The sequence below is a fragment of the Hydrogenophaga sp. genome (assembly GCF_030373245.1).
GTDB lineage: Bacteria > Pseudomonadota > Gammaproteobacteria > Burkholderiales > Burkholderiaceae_C > Hydrogenophaga.
Map to the genome: position 1 here is coordinate 66,702 of NZ_JAUCZF010000001.1, position 12,825 is coordinate 79,526.

Sequence of the window (12,825 nt, forward strand, 5' to 3'; positions counted from 1 at the left end):
GCCACGTCGATAGACGGCGCAGGCAGCGCTGAGACCATCAGCCCGGGTGCCATCTCACAACCAGCCACTTCAGAATCTGCGACCGTCAGACAGGGTACCAGCCAGGGGGATCTCAATCACCAAGCGCAGAGTAGCTACAGTGCGGACATGACTTCGCCCTCCCCATCCGGTCCGAATTCGACCCAGCCGCGCTACGCCACCCTGATGCTGGCCACCGCCAACCTGCTCAACCTGGCGCAGGCTGGCCGGTTTTTCTACAGTGGCCAGGATCCGTACAACGAGACGGATTTCCGTCGCAAGGTCGACTGGCTGGGCGAGCGCATCCAGGTGCTGAACGCTGACGTGCTGGCGGTACAGGAGGTGTGGGACGAGGTGGCGCTGCGCGCCGCGGTGGCAGCCAGTGGACTGAACTACGGATTCGTTTCCGTGCCCGGTGCAGAAAACGGGCCCGGCCAGAGCGGTGCACAAGGCACGCCGCGAGTCGGCATCGTCACCCGCCTGGCGGTGGAGTCGGTGGAGTCGCTAGTCGACTTCCCGCCGCAGGCGGTGGTGCAGGTGCCGGGTCTTGGCGCGCACAACCGTTTCGAACGCCCGCCGCTGCTGGTCACGCTCAGGCTCAAGCACGGCCAGCCGGTGGCCGTCATCACGGCCCATCTGAAATCCAAGCGACCCAAGTTCCTTCAGGACGCCGACGGTCGAACCTCAGAAGACACAGAAGACCCGGCGGTGCAGGCCCTGGGGGCGCTGCGATCGCTCATCATGCGCGCCAGCGAAGCGATGGCGTTGCGCCTGAAAGTGGTGGAGTTGTTGCACCGCACGCGCCTGCCGCTCATCGTCATGGGTGACCTCAACGACAGTCCGCACAGCGTGACCACCCAGCTGATCGCCGCCACCTCACAGACCGCCTACAACAGGGGCGCGCGGGACAGCGCGCTCTACAGCGCGTGGGATGTCCAGGGTGAAGCCGCGCTGCGGCGCGACGTGGCGTACTCCCATATCCACCAGGGCTACCCCGAAGTGCTGGACCAGATGCTGGTGAGCGAAGAATTCGTGGCCACCAGCCGCAACGCCATCGGCGATGTGAGGCGCGTGGAGGTGTTCAACGACCATCTGTTCGAAGGCCGCGACCGCACCCGGAGCGACCACGGTTTTGTGCGCGCGTTGCTGCGACTGAAGCTACCGGACAGCTGAAGCCTGCAGCCGCGCTCAGGCGCCATCGTCAACCGCGCACAAACAGTGTCACCAGCGGCTCGTCGCCCACCTGCCGGCTGCGATGACCGTGCCGCTGAGGGTCAAACACGGCGCCTTCGGGCAAGGTGTCGGCCGAATAGAAGTGCTCGCCGGGACCGAACTCGCGGGTGCTGCCATCTTGCAGGCCGATCTCCATGCGACCCTGCAACACGAACAGCCACTGCGGCGCTCCGGTGCAGTGGAACTCGCTGCGAAAACCCACCGGGCTCTGGCGCAGCTGGTAGCCGCCGCTGGCCATCAGTGGAGATAGGCGTGCGGCGGGCGTGCCTTCAGAGAGCGCCACGGTCTCTTCGCGAAAACGCGCGCGGCCGTCGGTGTCGGTGAACAGCACGGTCTTGTGAAACACGGTCATGACAACTCCTGAGTACATCGGCGCCGGACGGCGGCACGGCTTCGGTTTTAACAGACGGTCAGAGGGCAGTTGATTTAAATGTTCCCTAAGTCTCACAGGCACAGAATGCGCTCCGTCGCGGTCGCCGACCCACGACGATTTTTTCATTCATCCAACGGACCCTCCATGAGCAAGACCCTGATCGCCCTGATTTCTTCCGCACTGCTGTCGATCGGTGTGGCCCACGCCACCACCCCGGCCGCCCCCGCTGCCGCCAAGCCTGCTGTCGCAGCCACCGCTGCCGCTTCGGGCACCGCCACCGGCACCACCACCGCCGCTCCAGCCAAGAAGGAAGAAATGAAGAAAGAAGAGAAGAAGGAAATGAAGAAGGAAGACAAGAAGTCCTGATCCATCTCAGCCGGATCGACTGGTCCAAGCGGGGTTCTCCCCGCTTTTTTTTCGCGCACACTTCAATCGATGAAGATTCTGCTGGCTGAAGACGACTCGATGCTGGGAAGCGGCATTGAGCGTGGCCTGCGCCTGGCAGGCTTCAACGTCGACTGGGTGCGCGACGGCAAGGCCACGGAGGCAGCCCTGCACGCTGTGGCCTACGACCTGCTGCTGCTTGATATCGGCCTGCCAGGCAAAGACGGCCTGCAGGTGTTGCGGTGGCTTCGCAGCCAGCAGCAGGAGGTGGCGGTGCTGGTGGTCTCTGCGCGCGACGCAGTGAGCGACCGTGTGGCTGGCCTCAACCTGGGTGCCGACGACTACCTCACCAAGCCGTTTGACCTCGACGAGCTGATCGCCCGCATCCACGCCCTGGGGCGCCGCCGCAGCGGTCGGGGTGAGCCAGAAATGCGCCTGGGCCGGTTGGTGGTTCAACCGCTCAAGCGCCAGGTACTGCTGGACGGCAAGCCGGTGACGCTGGCCGCGCGCGAGTTCGACCTGCTCGCGGTGCTGATCGAGCGGCCCGGCACCGTGCTTTCGCGCGAGCAGTTGGAAAGCCGCCTCTACGGCTGGCAGGACGAGGTCGCGAGCAACGCGGTCGAGGTCCATCTTCATCATCTGCGCAAGAAGTTGGGCGCCGCGTGGATCAAGAACGTGCGCGGCGTCGGCTACAAGCTGGTCGAGGCCGATTGAACTCGATTCGTCAGCGCTTGCTGCTGTGGCAGATCGGCGCTCTCATCGTCACGGGCGTGCTGGTCAGCGTGCTGACCTACCTGCTCGCCTGGAACGGCTTCAACCGCATCCGCGACTATGGTCTGGAGCAGATCGCCTATTCGGTGGTGCGCCACGGCATCAAGCCGGCGCTGGTGCGCCCGTTGATGACGCCCGCCCCCGAAACCGCACTTCGGGACCACTCCATCGCTTCGGACGCCATTGACAACGGCGAAGCGATCGAGATCGAAGACCTGGGTCAGTTCGTGAGCCAGATCTGGGACGACGCTGGCCAGCTCGTGTATTCCTCGCTGGACAACGTAGGCCCGCCGCTGCAGCCCACGGGCTTTCACGTGGTGCGGTGGGAGGACGAAGACTGGCGGGTCTACACCGTGGCCGACCGTCGCCAGATGGTGCAGGTCGCGGTCACCTCGGCCAACCGGGCCCAGGGGTTTGCCGACCTCGTGCCCTGGCTGCTGGTGCCGCTGGGCCTGCTGGTGTTGCTGCTCAGCCTGCTGATCCATGCCGCGGTCACCCAGGCCTTGTTGCCGCTGGATCAGCTTGGCCGGGAAATCGGAAGGCGCGAGGTCAATGATCTGCACGCCGTGGCTGCCGACGAACTGCCCGACGAATTGCAGCCGCTCGCCAGCGCGCTCAACCAGCTGTTGGAGCGGGTGGATCAGTTGCTCTCGGGTCAGCGGCAGCTCATCGCCGACGTCGCCCACGAACTCAACACCCCACTGGCCGCGGTGAAGCTGCAGGCCCAGCTGGCTCGGCGGGTCAGCGTTGGGGAGCGTTCGGCGGCGCTCGACGAGCTGGACCAGGGCATCGCCCGCGCAACCCACCTGGTGGCGCAGCTGCTGCAGATGGCACGGCTGGAGCCCGAGCTGGCGCAGCGGCAGAACGAAGTGGTGCGCCTGGACCACCTGGCCAGCCAAGTGGTGGCGGCGTTTTCGGCCCAGGCGGAGGCCCGCCACATCGACCTCGGCCGCGTCGGCAACGACTGCGCCTCTGTGCTCGGCAACCCCGCGGAGCTGCGCGTGCTGCTCAACAACCTGGTGTCCAACGCGCTGCGCCACACGCCCGAGGGCAGCCGGGTGGACGTGCGCGTGACGCAAGCCGGTGACGAAGTGAGCCTGGTGGTGAGCGACAACGGTCCAGGCATAGCGCCAGACCAGCGCCAAGCCGCGTTGCAGCGCTTCGTTCGCCTGACCCCTCAACAAGGTCACGGCAGCGGGCTGGGCCTGGCGATCGCCTCCCGCATTGTTCAGCAACACCAGGGTCGCCTGGAGCTGGAGGAGACGCCCGGCGGCGGCCTCACGGTGCGGGTTCACCTGCGCACAAACGGATCGTCGCTGCCACCCGCGTGAGGTCCTGGCGGGGCCCCGTCGCCGGCGCGCTTGCAAAGCGTTACAAAAAGCGCCCGGTCGCGTTCAACCCCTTTTTGCGCTGGCCAACGTTTCAGTGAGCTCCTTCCACTTTCTCGGAGTTCACCCATGCGCCCTCTTGCTTCCTCCACCCTGCCCCGCCACTTGCTGCTGAGCGCCTGCGGCGTGATGGCCTTGCTGGTCACCCTGCGCGCCCACGCCCTGGGTCGCCTGGCCGATGTGCAGCTGATCGACCGCGACAGCGGCGAAGTGCTGCCGGTCTACCGCCACCAGGGTGAACATTGGGTCGCCGGGCGCAGCGGCGCGCGCTACGCCGTGGCCCTGCGCAACACCAGCTCGGGGCGCACGCTGAACGTGGTCTCGGTCGATGGCGTGAACGTCATTTCCGGAGAAACCGCGGCCTTGCACCAGACCGGCTATGTGCTCGGCGCCTGGCAGAGCTACCAGGTCACGGGCTGGCGCAAGAGCGACAGCGAGATCGCAGCGTTCCACTTCACCGCCTCACCCGCTTCCTACGCTGAGCGAACCGGTCGCCCCGCCAACCTGGGTGTGATCGGTGTGGCGCTGTTCCGCGAGAAGGTGGTGCCACCACCGGTGTTGATGCCGGCACCGCGTCCCTACAGCCCATCGCAGAACCGAGAGCGCCTGGGCGCAGCCGCGGGCGAAGCCAGCGCCGAGAGCGCCGCCCCCATGGCCGAGCAGCGGGCATCAGCCGACGGCGCATCCGCCGAGAGCCTGGCCGACTCGCCGGTGGCGTCTCGCCGCATGGCACCCGCGGCACCCGCGCCACGCCTGGGCACGGGACACGGCGCACGCGAAGGCGACCGGGTCGGTCACACCAACTTCGAGCGCCGCAGCTCGCGGCCCGACGAGATCATCCGCATCCGGTACGACAGCTTCGACAACCTGGTGGCCATGGGCGTGATTCCACAGCGCGCAGTGCCGCCCCGCCCCAACCCGTTCCCCGAACCCGCGGTGTCGCGCTACGCACCCGATCCTTCCTGAGCCAACAGGTGGCCGCTGTTGGGTGGCTGGAGCGAGATGGCAGCCAGGTGTCGCCGCCCATAATCCAGCGCATGCACGACAGCGCCGAGCCCAGCGACGGGCACCTGATGCAGGCCTATGCCCATGGCGACGCGCGTGCGTTCGAAACGCTGTACGACCGGCATGCCTTGCCGGTGTGGCGTTTCGTGCTGCGCAGCGTGCAACAGCCCGAGCTGGCCGACGAGTTGGTGCAGGAAGTGTGGCTGACCGTGGTGCGCGAAGCGGCGCGCTACGAGGCGCGCGCTCGCTTTCGAACCTGGCTGTTCACCCTGGCGCACCACCGCGTGGTCGACCACTGGCGCCGCCACCGGCCCCACGCCAGCCTGGATGCCAGCACCGAAGACGGCGCGTCGCTCGCCGACACGCTGGCCGCCGAATCGGGTTTTGGTCCGGAGCGCCGGCTGGATTCGCGCGAGCAGGCGCAGGCGCTGCTGGACGCGCTGGCCGCTCTGCCGCCCTTGCAACGCGAAGCTTTTCTGCTGCAGGCCGAAGGCGGCCTGAGCGTGGCCGAGATCGCGGCCACCACCGGCGTGAGCGCCGAGACCGCCAAAAGCCGCCTGCGCTACGCCCGCACCCGCCTGCGCGAAACCCTGGAGGCTTTCGCATGAACCGCCCCGACGACACCCGAAACACTGCCTCTCGCGACCACGATCCGCTGCTGCAGCGGTACCACGAGGCCAACGCGCTGGACAGCGCGCGTCCGGCGCCCGCCCTGCGGGAGCAGGTGCTCGCCAAGGCCCGCGCGGCTGCGGCGCCGCGTGCGCCCTCGGCCACCACCCGCCCGGCCGCCAACGACGCCCAATGGACGCTCCGCGCACTGGGCAGCCTGGCCGTGCTGGGTCTTGTTGGCCTGCTGGCGCTGCAATTCGACCGCGGCAGCGAAGCCGAGCGGGACACCGCGCTGGGCCGTCCCAGCCCCAGCGCGCCGAGCACCTTGCCGCCACCGGCACCTGTTCCCGAAGCGTCGCCGCCAGTACCTCGCGTTGGCGCAACGCCCGAAGTCGGTGTGGCGCCAGCGAAGCCTAACGACCACACCAGCGAGAACACCATCGCCCGCGAGCGGGTCGCCAAGCCTGCGCCATCCAGCCCCGCAGCCGCGTCCGCCAGCCGCCCAGTGCCTGACACCCCCATGCCGCCAGCCGCCGTGCAAACACCCGCGCTGAGTGGCGCAAGCCCGGAGCCCTTCCCAGCCCGTTCAACGGCCAGCGCATCAGCCACATCCCTTTCCACGCCTTCACGGGACCGCGCGCCCGAAGCGCTGGTCGAGGCGGCACCTTCGGCAGCGACCCCGAGCGCCGAACCGCGCGCAGAAAGTGCCGGTGCCAGCGCCCCCGCCGCTCCCGCGCAGGCGCCTGCGGCCGCAGCGATGCGCCGCGCTGCGCCTGCAGCGGCTGCTCCCTTGGCTGCCGAATCGGCAGCCGATACCGCACCCCTCGGCGCGACTCAGGCCCAGCCAAGCACCGCCAGCGCCGCATTGCTGGCCGCAGCGGCGCGCGGGGATGTCCTGGCCAGCCGAACCGCGCTAGAGCAAGGCGCAGATGTCAACGCGGTGAACCGCAGCGGCCAGACCGCACTCATGCTCGCCGCCCTGCGAGGTGACGACACGCTCGCTGAGCTGCTGCTCCAGGCTGGCGCCGACACCCGCCGCGCCGACCGCACTGGCGCCAGCGCCGCCGACCTGGCGCTGCGCGCAGGCCACGATGCGCTCGCCCAGCGCCTGCGCCCGCGGTGAGTAACATCTCAGCATGAGCCCAGCACACACCCCGCCCGATCCGCCACGTATCCAGTTCGGCCACCAGGGCCGCGTCGTCATCGTCACCGGTGGCGCGCAAGGCATCGGTGAAGCCTGCGCGCGCCGCTTTGCGCAGGAAGGCGCCCTGGTGGTGATCGCCGACGTAGCCGATGTGCCGGGCAAGGCGCTGGCCACCGAGCTGGGCGCGATGTACCGCCACTGCGATGTCGGCGACAAGCTTGACGTTGACGACCTGGTGGCCAAGGTCATGACCACCCACGGCCGCATCGACGTGCTGGTGAACAACGCCGGCATCTTCAAAGCGGCCGATTTCCTGGACGTGAGCGAAGCCGACTTTGACGAAGTGCTGCGCATCAACCTCAAGGGCTCGTTTCTCGTGGGCCAGGCGGTGGCGCGCGAAATGGCGGCCGAGCGCAGCGGCGCCATCGTCAACATGAGCTCGGTCAACGGTGTGCTCGCCATTCCCAACATCGCCAGCTACAACGTGAGCAAGGGCGGCATCAACCAGCTCACGCGCGTGATGTCACTCGCGCTGGCGCCGCACGGCGTTCGCGTCAACGCGGTGGCGCCAGGCACCATCGCCACCGAGCTCGCCGCCAAGGCGGTGCTCACCAGCGACGCCGCGCGCACCAAAGTGCTGAGCCGCACACCCATGGGCCGCCTGGGAGAGCCGGATGAAATCGCCGACGTCGTGGCCTGGCTGGCGAGCGACGCGGCCAGCTACGTCACCGGCGAGATCGTCACGGTGGACGGCGGACGCATGACGCTGAACTACACCGTGCCGGTCTGAGCTCCCGGGGTATTGCAAGCAGTGCCAACGCCCGGCACGGCCCGCGCACTACCATTCAGGCATGCGCATCGCTCCGCTTTTCTTGCATCTGCCTCGCTGGGCGCGTCGAGCGAGCGCCGCCTCGGTAGCCTGCGCCAGTCTGCTGACCGTCCCCCTCGCGACCGCCCAGCCCGCCCGCGCTCCAGAGGCCGCGCCTGTCATCGTCTCGCCCAGCTCGGTGCTCTCCGACAGCGTGACGCTGGACGTGCTGGGCAGCGGACTGGCACAACGCTCGGTCACGCTGTTTCCCCAGGTCGAGGGCGAAGTGACCCGGGTCCTTTTTCGCACCGGCCAGTCGGTTCGGGCTGGACAGCTGCTGTTGCAGCTCGATGATCGCGCACAGCGGCTGGCGGTGGACCTGGCCGCTGCGCGGCTGGAGACTGCCAACCTGCTGGCGCGGCGCTTCGAGTCGGCTCGGGGCACGGGGGCGGTGCCCGAGATCGAAGTTGAAGAAGCGGTGGCCGCACGGCGCAATGCGCAGATCGAGCTGGCTCAGGCCCGACAGGCACTGGACGAACTGAAGGTGAATGCGCCGTTTGCGGGCGTGGTGGGTATTGCCGCGGTGGAGCTGGGTGACCGGGTCTCGCCCAGCAGCGCCATCACCACGCTCGACGACCGGCGCAACCTGGTGGTGGAGTTTTCGCTGCCCGAGGCCTACCTCGCCCGCCTGAAGCCGGGCCAGCCGGTGCAGGCGACCAGCCCGGCCTACCCCGGCGCCCCCATTGCCGGTACCGTGCGCGAGGTCGACAGCCGCATCGACGCCACCCTGCGCACCGTGCGGGTACGCGCCACGCTGCCCAACGCAGACGATCAGCTGCGCTCAGGCATGTCGTTCCAGGTGCGCCTGGTGCTGGCGGGCGAACCGCGCATCAGCGTGCCCGAGCTGGCCCTGCAGTTCGACCGAGACGGACCCTTTGTCTGGGCGGTGCGCGAGGGCAAGGCCGAGGCAGTGCCGGCCCGCGTATTGCGCCGCGCCGCCGGGCGGGTGTTGATCGACAGCGCGCTGCGCGCGGGCGAGCCCGTGGTCGTCGAGGGCGTGCAGCGGCTGCGGCCAGGGCGCGCGGTGCGCGTGGTGGGCGAGCGCAACGCCGCCGAGATCCGCTGATGGACGACCGCGCAAGCGACTTGCCGGCGCTGTCGATTCGCCGGCCCTGGCTGGTGATCGTGATCAACCTGCTGATCGTGATCGCTGGGGTGGGGGCCTGGCTGGGCGTAGAAGTGCGCGAGCTGCCCAACATCGACCGCCCGATCGTGGCGGTGCGCGCCGACTACCCTGGCGCTGCACCCGAGACCATCGACGCCGAGGTCACGCGGGTGGTCGAGGGCGCTGCGGCCCGGGTGCCGGGCGTGTTCCTGGTGCGCTCGGCCAGCGAAGAGGGCAATTTCCGCGTCATCATCGAGTTCAACCCTGGCGTGGATCTGGTGGGTGCGGCCAACGATGTGCGCGACGCCGTGGCCCGCATCGAAGGCTCGCTGCCCGATGGCGTGGAGAACCTCACCATCGTCAAGGCCGATGCCGACGCCGAGCCGGTGGTGCAGCTGGCGGTGTCGAGCAAATCGCTGGCCATCGACGAGCTCTCTCGCCTGGTGGAAGACCGCATTGAGCCCGAGTTGATCTCGGTCGAAGGTGTGGCCGACATCACGCTGTTTGGCAACCGGGAACGCGTGATGCGGGTGCGCATTGACCCGCTGCGTCTGGCGGCCTACAACCTATCGGTGGACGACGTGGCCACGCTGCTGCGCTCGGTGCGGGTCGACGTGCCCGCGGGCAGCCTGGCATCGGGCGAGCAGGAAGTGCTGGTGCGCGCCAACGCCACCGCCAGTTCACCCGAGGGCCTGCGCGCGCTGCGCCTGGGTCCGCAGCTGTTGCTGGGCGATGTGGCCGACATTTTCTACAGCCCGGCCGATCCCAGCGCCTATGTTCGGCTCAACGGCGAGACCGTGATCAGCCTGGGTGTGGTGCGCCAGGCGCAGTCCAACAGCGTGGCGATTTCCGAAGGCGTGCGCGCCGTGGTGGAGCGGCTCAACCGAGAAGGCGACGACCTTCGGCTGAGCGTGGTGGCGGACGATGCGGTCTTCATCCGCGGCGCCATCACCGAAGTCACCACCAGTCTGGTGCTCGCCGTGCTGATCGTGGTGGCGGTGGTTGGCATTTTTCTCGGCCAGTGGCGCGCCACCCTGGTGCCGGTGGCGGCCATCCCCATCGCGCTGATCGGCACGCTGGCTGCCATCTGGCTGCTGGGCTTTTCCATCAACCTCATCACGCTGCTGGCCCTGCTGCTGGCCACCGGTCTGGTGGTGGACGACGCCATCGTGGTGCTGGAAAACATCCAGCGCCGACGCGCCCTGGGCGCACCGCCGCGCGCCGCGGCGGTGCTGGGTACGCGCGAGGTGTTCTTTGCCATCGTGGCCACCACCGCGACGCTGGTGGCGGTGTTCGTGCCGATCTCCTTCCTGCCCTCGGCCACCGGGCGCCTGTTTGCCGAGTTCGGTTTTGTGATGGCGGTGGCGGTGGCCATTTCCTCGTTCGTGGCCCTTTCTCTGGGCCCGATGATCGCCTCGCGACTGCCTGAAAATCGCACCCCCGGCCCCGTCTGGCGGCGCCTGTCTGCCTTGGGCGAGCGCGGCGTGCACCTTTACCAGCGACTCATCACCGCTTCACTGGCCCATGCCTGGTGGGTACTGGGCGTGTGCGTGGCGCTGGGGGCGGCCGCTGCGTTCGCCTACACCCAGCTCGACCAGGAGCTCACCCCTACCGAAGACCGCGGCGTGATCTCGATCCGCATCGATGCGCCTGATGGTGTGGGGCTGGGCTTCACCGACCAGCAGCTCGAATCCGCGCTGGCGGTGGTGCAACCGCTGAAGGACCAGGGTCTGGTGACCAACCTCTTCACCATCACCGGACGCTTCGATCTCAACCGCGCCGAGATCGTGGCGCCGCTGGCCGACTGGGGCGAGCGCAGCGAGAGCCAGGCCGAGCTGGCCGCGAAGCTGCAGCGCGAACTCAACAACCTGCCTGGTGCACGTGTGCGCATCCGCGGTGGCAATTCGCTCGGCGTGGGCGGCGGCGACGGCAGCGTGCAGATGGCCATCACCGGCGACGACTACCCGCGCATCGCCGAGGCTGCCGACGCGTTTGCCCGTGCCATCGAAGAGAAGCTGCCTGCGCTGCGCGATGTGCGCGTGGACTACAACGCCACCCAGCCCCAGCTCACGCTGCAGATCGACCGCGAACGCGCCAGCGCGCTGGGTGTTCCCCTGGACGGTCTGGACACCGTGCTGCGGGCGCTGGTCGACGGCACCGAGGTCGCCGATGTCACGGTCAACGACCGCACGGTGCCGATCTTCCTGCAGTCCAGCGCGCGCGGCGCCACCGACCCGGGCGACCTGCTGAGCTACAGCGTGCGCGCCCGCACGGCGGACGGCGACCGGCTGGTGCCGCTGTCGCAGTTTGTGCGCATCGAGGAGACCGCCATCGCGCCTGAGCTGGAGCGCTTCGGCCAGCGACGCGCGGTCGAGATGAGCGCAGTGAACCGCGAAGGGGTACCGCTGCAGACCGTGGTCAACGAGCTGCGTACGCTGGCCGCCAGCGAGTTGCCTGACGGCATGGGCCTGCTGTTTCGCGGCGACGCCGCCACGCTGGAGCAGAGCGGGCGCGACATGGTGATCACTTTCGCTCTGGCGCTGCTGGTCGTGTTCCTGGTGCTGGTGGCACAGTTCGAGAGCGTCACAAGTGCCAGCGTGGTGCTGATCAGCGTGCCGTTTGGTCTGGCCGCCGCCGTGTTCGCCATGCTGGCCAGCGGCACTTCGGTCAACCTCTACAGCCAGATCGGGCTGCTGCTGCTGGTGGGCGTGATGGCGAAAAACAGCATCCTCATGGTGGAGTTCGCCGACCAGCTGCGTGACGCCGGGCGCAGCGTGGCAGAGGCCGCGCTGGAATCCGCCACCACCCGACTGCGCCCCATCATGATGACCATGGCCTCCACCGTGCTGGGTGCCCTGCCCCTGGTGCTGGGCGCGGGCCCTGGCGCTGAATCGCGCGCCGCCATCGGCTGGGTGATCTTTGGCGGGCTGTCGATCGCTGCGCTGTTCACCCTCTTCCTCACGCCCGTTCTGTACCTGGGCATCGCGCGGCTGGTGAAGCCCCGCGCCCAGCAGGGCGAGCGGCTGGCTGCCGAGCTGCAACAGGTCGACAGCGCCGATCGCTGACGCTCAGCCCGCCAGCTCGCAGGCCTGCACCAGACTGTCGGAGCGCGCGCGCAATCGCCTGCTCCATCAGCTGCTGCGCCTGCTGCTGAGCTTGAGCCAGCGGCAGACTTCCGGGCAATTCGCACCACCCTGGTCCGTCTGTGGTCTTACCGGGCATTTCCCGGACGAGACAACCCACGGCAAAGAAAGCGGTTGGGCCCCCTGCGCAGGTGACAAGCCCTGGCGCACGGACTAGCTACACTTTTTCCCTGCTCCATCGATATCACCCCCATGACCACACATTCCCTGCTTGACGACTGGCTGGCCGAAGAAGCCTCCGTACTCCGACACCTGAACAGCGGCCCGGGCCCCGGCGTGGCGCGCCCGGAGCAGATCGCCGGCAAGACCGGTCTGGAACAGATGCAGGCCATGCTGCGCGGCGAGCTGCCTTTTGCAGCCATTGCGCGCACGCTCGATTTCATGGCGATCGATATCGGCGACGGCACCGCCACTTTCCAGGGCACGCCGGGACCAGAGCATCTCAACCCCATGGGCACGGTGCACGGCGGCTGGTTCGCCACCATCCTGGACTCTGCGCTGGGCTGTGCCGTGCACACCAAAATGCTGCCGGGCCGCGGCTACACCACCGCCGAGCTGAGCGTGAACATCGTGCGCGCGCTCACCCTCAAGGTGCCGCGCGTGCGCGCCATTGGCCGCGTCATCCACTCCGGGCGCCAGCTCGCCACGGCCGATGCGCAGCTGGTCGGACCCGACGGCACGCTCTACGCCCATGCCACCACCACCTGCCTGGTGTTCGACCTGCAGCACAAGCCGGCCGGCGGTGCGACGACATAATCACCCTTTGAATCCCCGAGCAAGGACT

Annotated in this window: 12 protein-coding genes; 11 read left to right on the forward strand and 1 reads right to left on the reverse strand. The window is 68.4% G+C overall.

All coding sequences use genetic code 11. The annotated features are described in order from the left end of the window. Nucleotides 1-147 precede the first annotated feature (147 nt). Complete coding sequence (locus tag QUV25_RS00335) at nucleotides 148-1,191, forward strand: endonuclease/exonuclease/phosphatase family protein (RefSeq protein WP_300860551.1); 1,044 nt, start codon at nucleotides 148-150, stop codon at nucleotides 1,189-1,191. A 28-nt stretch (nucleotides 1,192-1,219) separates the two neighbouring features. On the opposite strand, the gene QUV25_RS00340 is transcribed toward QUV25_RS00335, so the two are convergent. Beyond that, nucleotides 1,220-1,603: a hypothetical protein gene (locus QUV25_RS00340; RefSeq protein ID WP_300860552.1), complete on the reverse strand. Its 384-nt coding sequence runs from the start codon at nucleotides 1,601-1,603 to the stop codon at nucleotides 1,220-1,222. A gap of 165 nt (nucleotides 1,604-1,768) precedes the next feature. On the opposite strand from QUV25_RS00340, the gene QUV25_RS00345 reads away from it, so the two are divergent. The 10 genes from QUV25_RS00345 (at nucleotide 1,769) to QUV25_RS00390 (ending at nucleotide 12,797) form a co-directional block, all read left to right on the forward strand. Then, a complete protein-coding gene (locus QUV25_RS00345) occupies nucleotides 1,769-1,990 on the forward strand; it encodes a hypothetical protein (RefSeq protein WP_300860553.1) in 222 nt (73 codons plus the stop codon). A gap of 69 nt (nucleotides 1,991-2,059) precedes the next feature. Beyond that, nucleotides 2,060-2,722 (forward strand): response regulator transcription factor, encoded by a 663-nt coding sequence (locus QUV25_RS00350; RefSeq protein ID WP_300860554.1) that lies wholly within the window; start codon nucleotides 2,060-2,062, stop codon nucleotides 2,720-2,722. Further along, on the forward strand, nucleotides 2,719-4,110 hold the full coding sequence (locus tag QUV25_RS00355) for a HAMP domain-containing sensor histidine kinase (RefSeq protein ID WP_300860555.1): 1,392 nt from the start codon (nucleotides 2,719-2,721) through the stop codon (nucleotides 4,108-4,110). Before QUV25_RS00350 ends, QUV25_RS00355 begins: the two co-directional genes overlap by 4 nt. Nucleotides 4,111-4,236: 126 nt before the next feature. Beyond that, nucleotides 4,237-5,133: a hypothetical protein gene (locus QUV25_RS00360; protein WP_300860556.1), complete on the forward strand. Its 897-nt coding sequence runs from the start codon at nucleotides 4,237-4,239 to the stop codon at nucleotides 5,131-5,133. Between the two features lie 71 nt (nucleotides 5,134-5,204). Next, a complete protein-coding gene (locus QUV25_RS00365; RefSeq protein ID WP_300860557.1) occupies nucleotides 5,205-5,780 on the forward strand; it encodes an RNA polymerase sigma factor in 576 nt (191 codons plus the stop codon). Further along, on the forward strand, nucleotides 5,777-6,904 hold the full coding sequence (locus QUV25_RS00370) for an ankyrin repeat domain-containing protein (RefSeq protein WP_300860558.1): 1,128 nt from the start codon (nucleotides 5,777-5,779) through the stop codon (nucleotides 6,902-6,904). The genes QUV25_RS00365 and QUV25_RS00370 overlap by 4 nt, the downstream gene beginning before the upstream one ends. Nucleotides 6,905-6,917: 13 nt before the next feature. Beyond that, a complete protein-coding gene (locus tag QUV25_RS00375) occupies nucleotides 6,918-7,715 on the forward strand; it encodes an SDR family NAD(P)-dependent oxidoreductase (RefSeq protein ID WP_300860559.1) in 798 nt (265 codons plus the stop codon). Nucleotides 7,716-7,776: 61 nt separating this feature from the next. Continuing rightward, nucleotides 7,777-8,859, forward strand: a complete 1,083-nt coding sequence (locus tag QUV25_RS00380) for an efflux RND transporter periplasmic adaptor subunit (RefSeq protein ID WP_300860560.1) — start codon at nucleotides 7,777-7,779, stop codon at nucleotides 8,857-8,859. After that, the gene (locus tag QUV25_RS00385) at nucleotides 8,859-11,963 is read left to right on the forward strand and encodes an efflux RND transporter permease subunit (RefSeq protein ID WP_300860561.1); all 3,105 of its coding nucleotides are present in this window, start codon (nucleotides 8,859-8,861) and stop codon (nucleotides 11,961-11,963) included. Before QUV25_RS00380 ends, QUV25_RS00385 begins: the two co-directional genes overlap by 1 nt. Before the next feature lie 270 nt (nucleotides 11,964-12,233). After that, nucleotides 12,234-12,797 (forward strand): PaaI family thioesterase, encoded by a 564-nt coding sequence (locus QUV25_RS00390; RefSeq protein ID WP_300860562.1) that lies wholly within the window; start codon nucleotides 12,234-12,236, stop codon nucleotides 12,795-12,797. The last annotated feature ends 28 nt before the right edge of the window (nucleotides 12,798-12,825 follow it).

Bases quoted from the DNA above. Each gene is read 5' to 3' on its own strand.
- QUV25_RS00335 (WP_300860551.1), top strand. From the start codon at position 148: ATGACTTCGCCCTCCCCATCCGGTCCGAATTCGACCCAGCCGCGCTAC.
- QUV25_RS00365 (WP_300860557.1), top strand. From the start codon at position 5,205: ATGCACGACAGCGCCGAGCCCAGCGACGGGCACCTGATGCAGGCCTAT.
- QUV25_RS00345 (WP_300860553.1), top strand. From the start codon at position 1,769: ATGAGCAAGACCCTGATCGCCCTGATTTCTTCCGCACTGCTGTCGATC.
- QUV25_RS00360 (WP_300860556.1), top strand. From the start codon at position 4,237: ATGCGCCCTCTTGCTTCCTCCACCCTGCCCCGCCACTTGCTGCTGAGC.
- QUV25_RS00390 (WP_300860562.1), top strand. From the start codon at position 12,234: ATGACCACACATTCCCTGCTTGACGACTGGCTGGCCGAAGAAGCCTCC.
- QUV25_RS00350 (WP_300860554.1), top strand. From the start codon at position 2,060: ATGAAGATTCTGCTGGCTGAAGACGACTCGATGCTGGGAAGCGGCATT.
- QUV25_RS00370 (WP_300860558.1), top strand. From the start codon at position 5,777: ATGAACCGCCCCGACGACACCCGAAACACTGCCTCTCGCGACCACGAT.
- QUV25_RS00380 (WP_300860560.1), top strand. From the start codon at position 7,777: ATGCGCATCGCTCCGCTTTTCTTGCATCTGCCTCGCTGGGCGCGTCGA.
- QUV25_RS00385 (WP_300860561.1), top strand. From the start codon at position 8,859: ATGGACGACCGCGCAAGCGACTTGCCGGCGCTGTCGATTCGCCGGCCC.
- QUV25_RS00375 (WP_300860559.1), top strand. From the start codon at position 6,918: ATGAGCCCAGCACACACCCCGCCCGATCCGCCACGTATCCAGTTCGGC.
- QUV25_RS00340 (WP_300860552.1), bottom strand. From the start codon at position 1,603: ATGACCGTGTTTCACAAGACCGTGCTGTTCACCGACACCGACGGCCGC.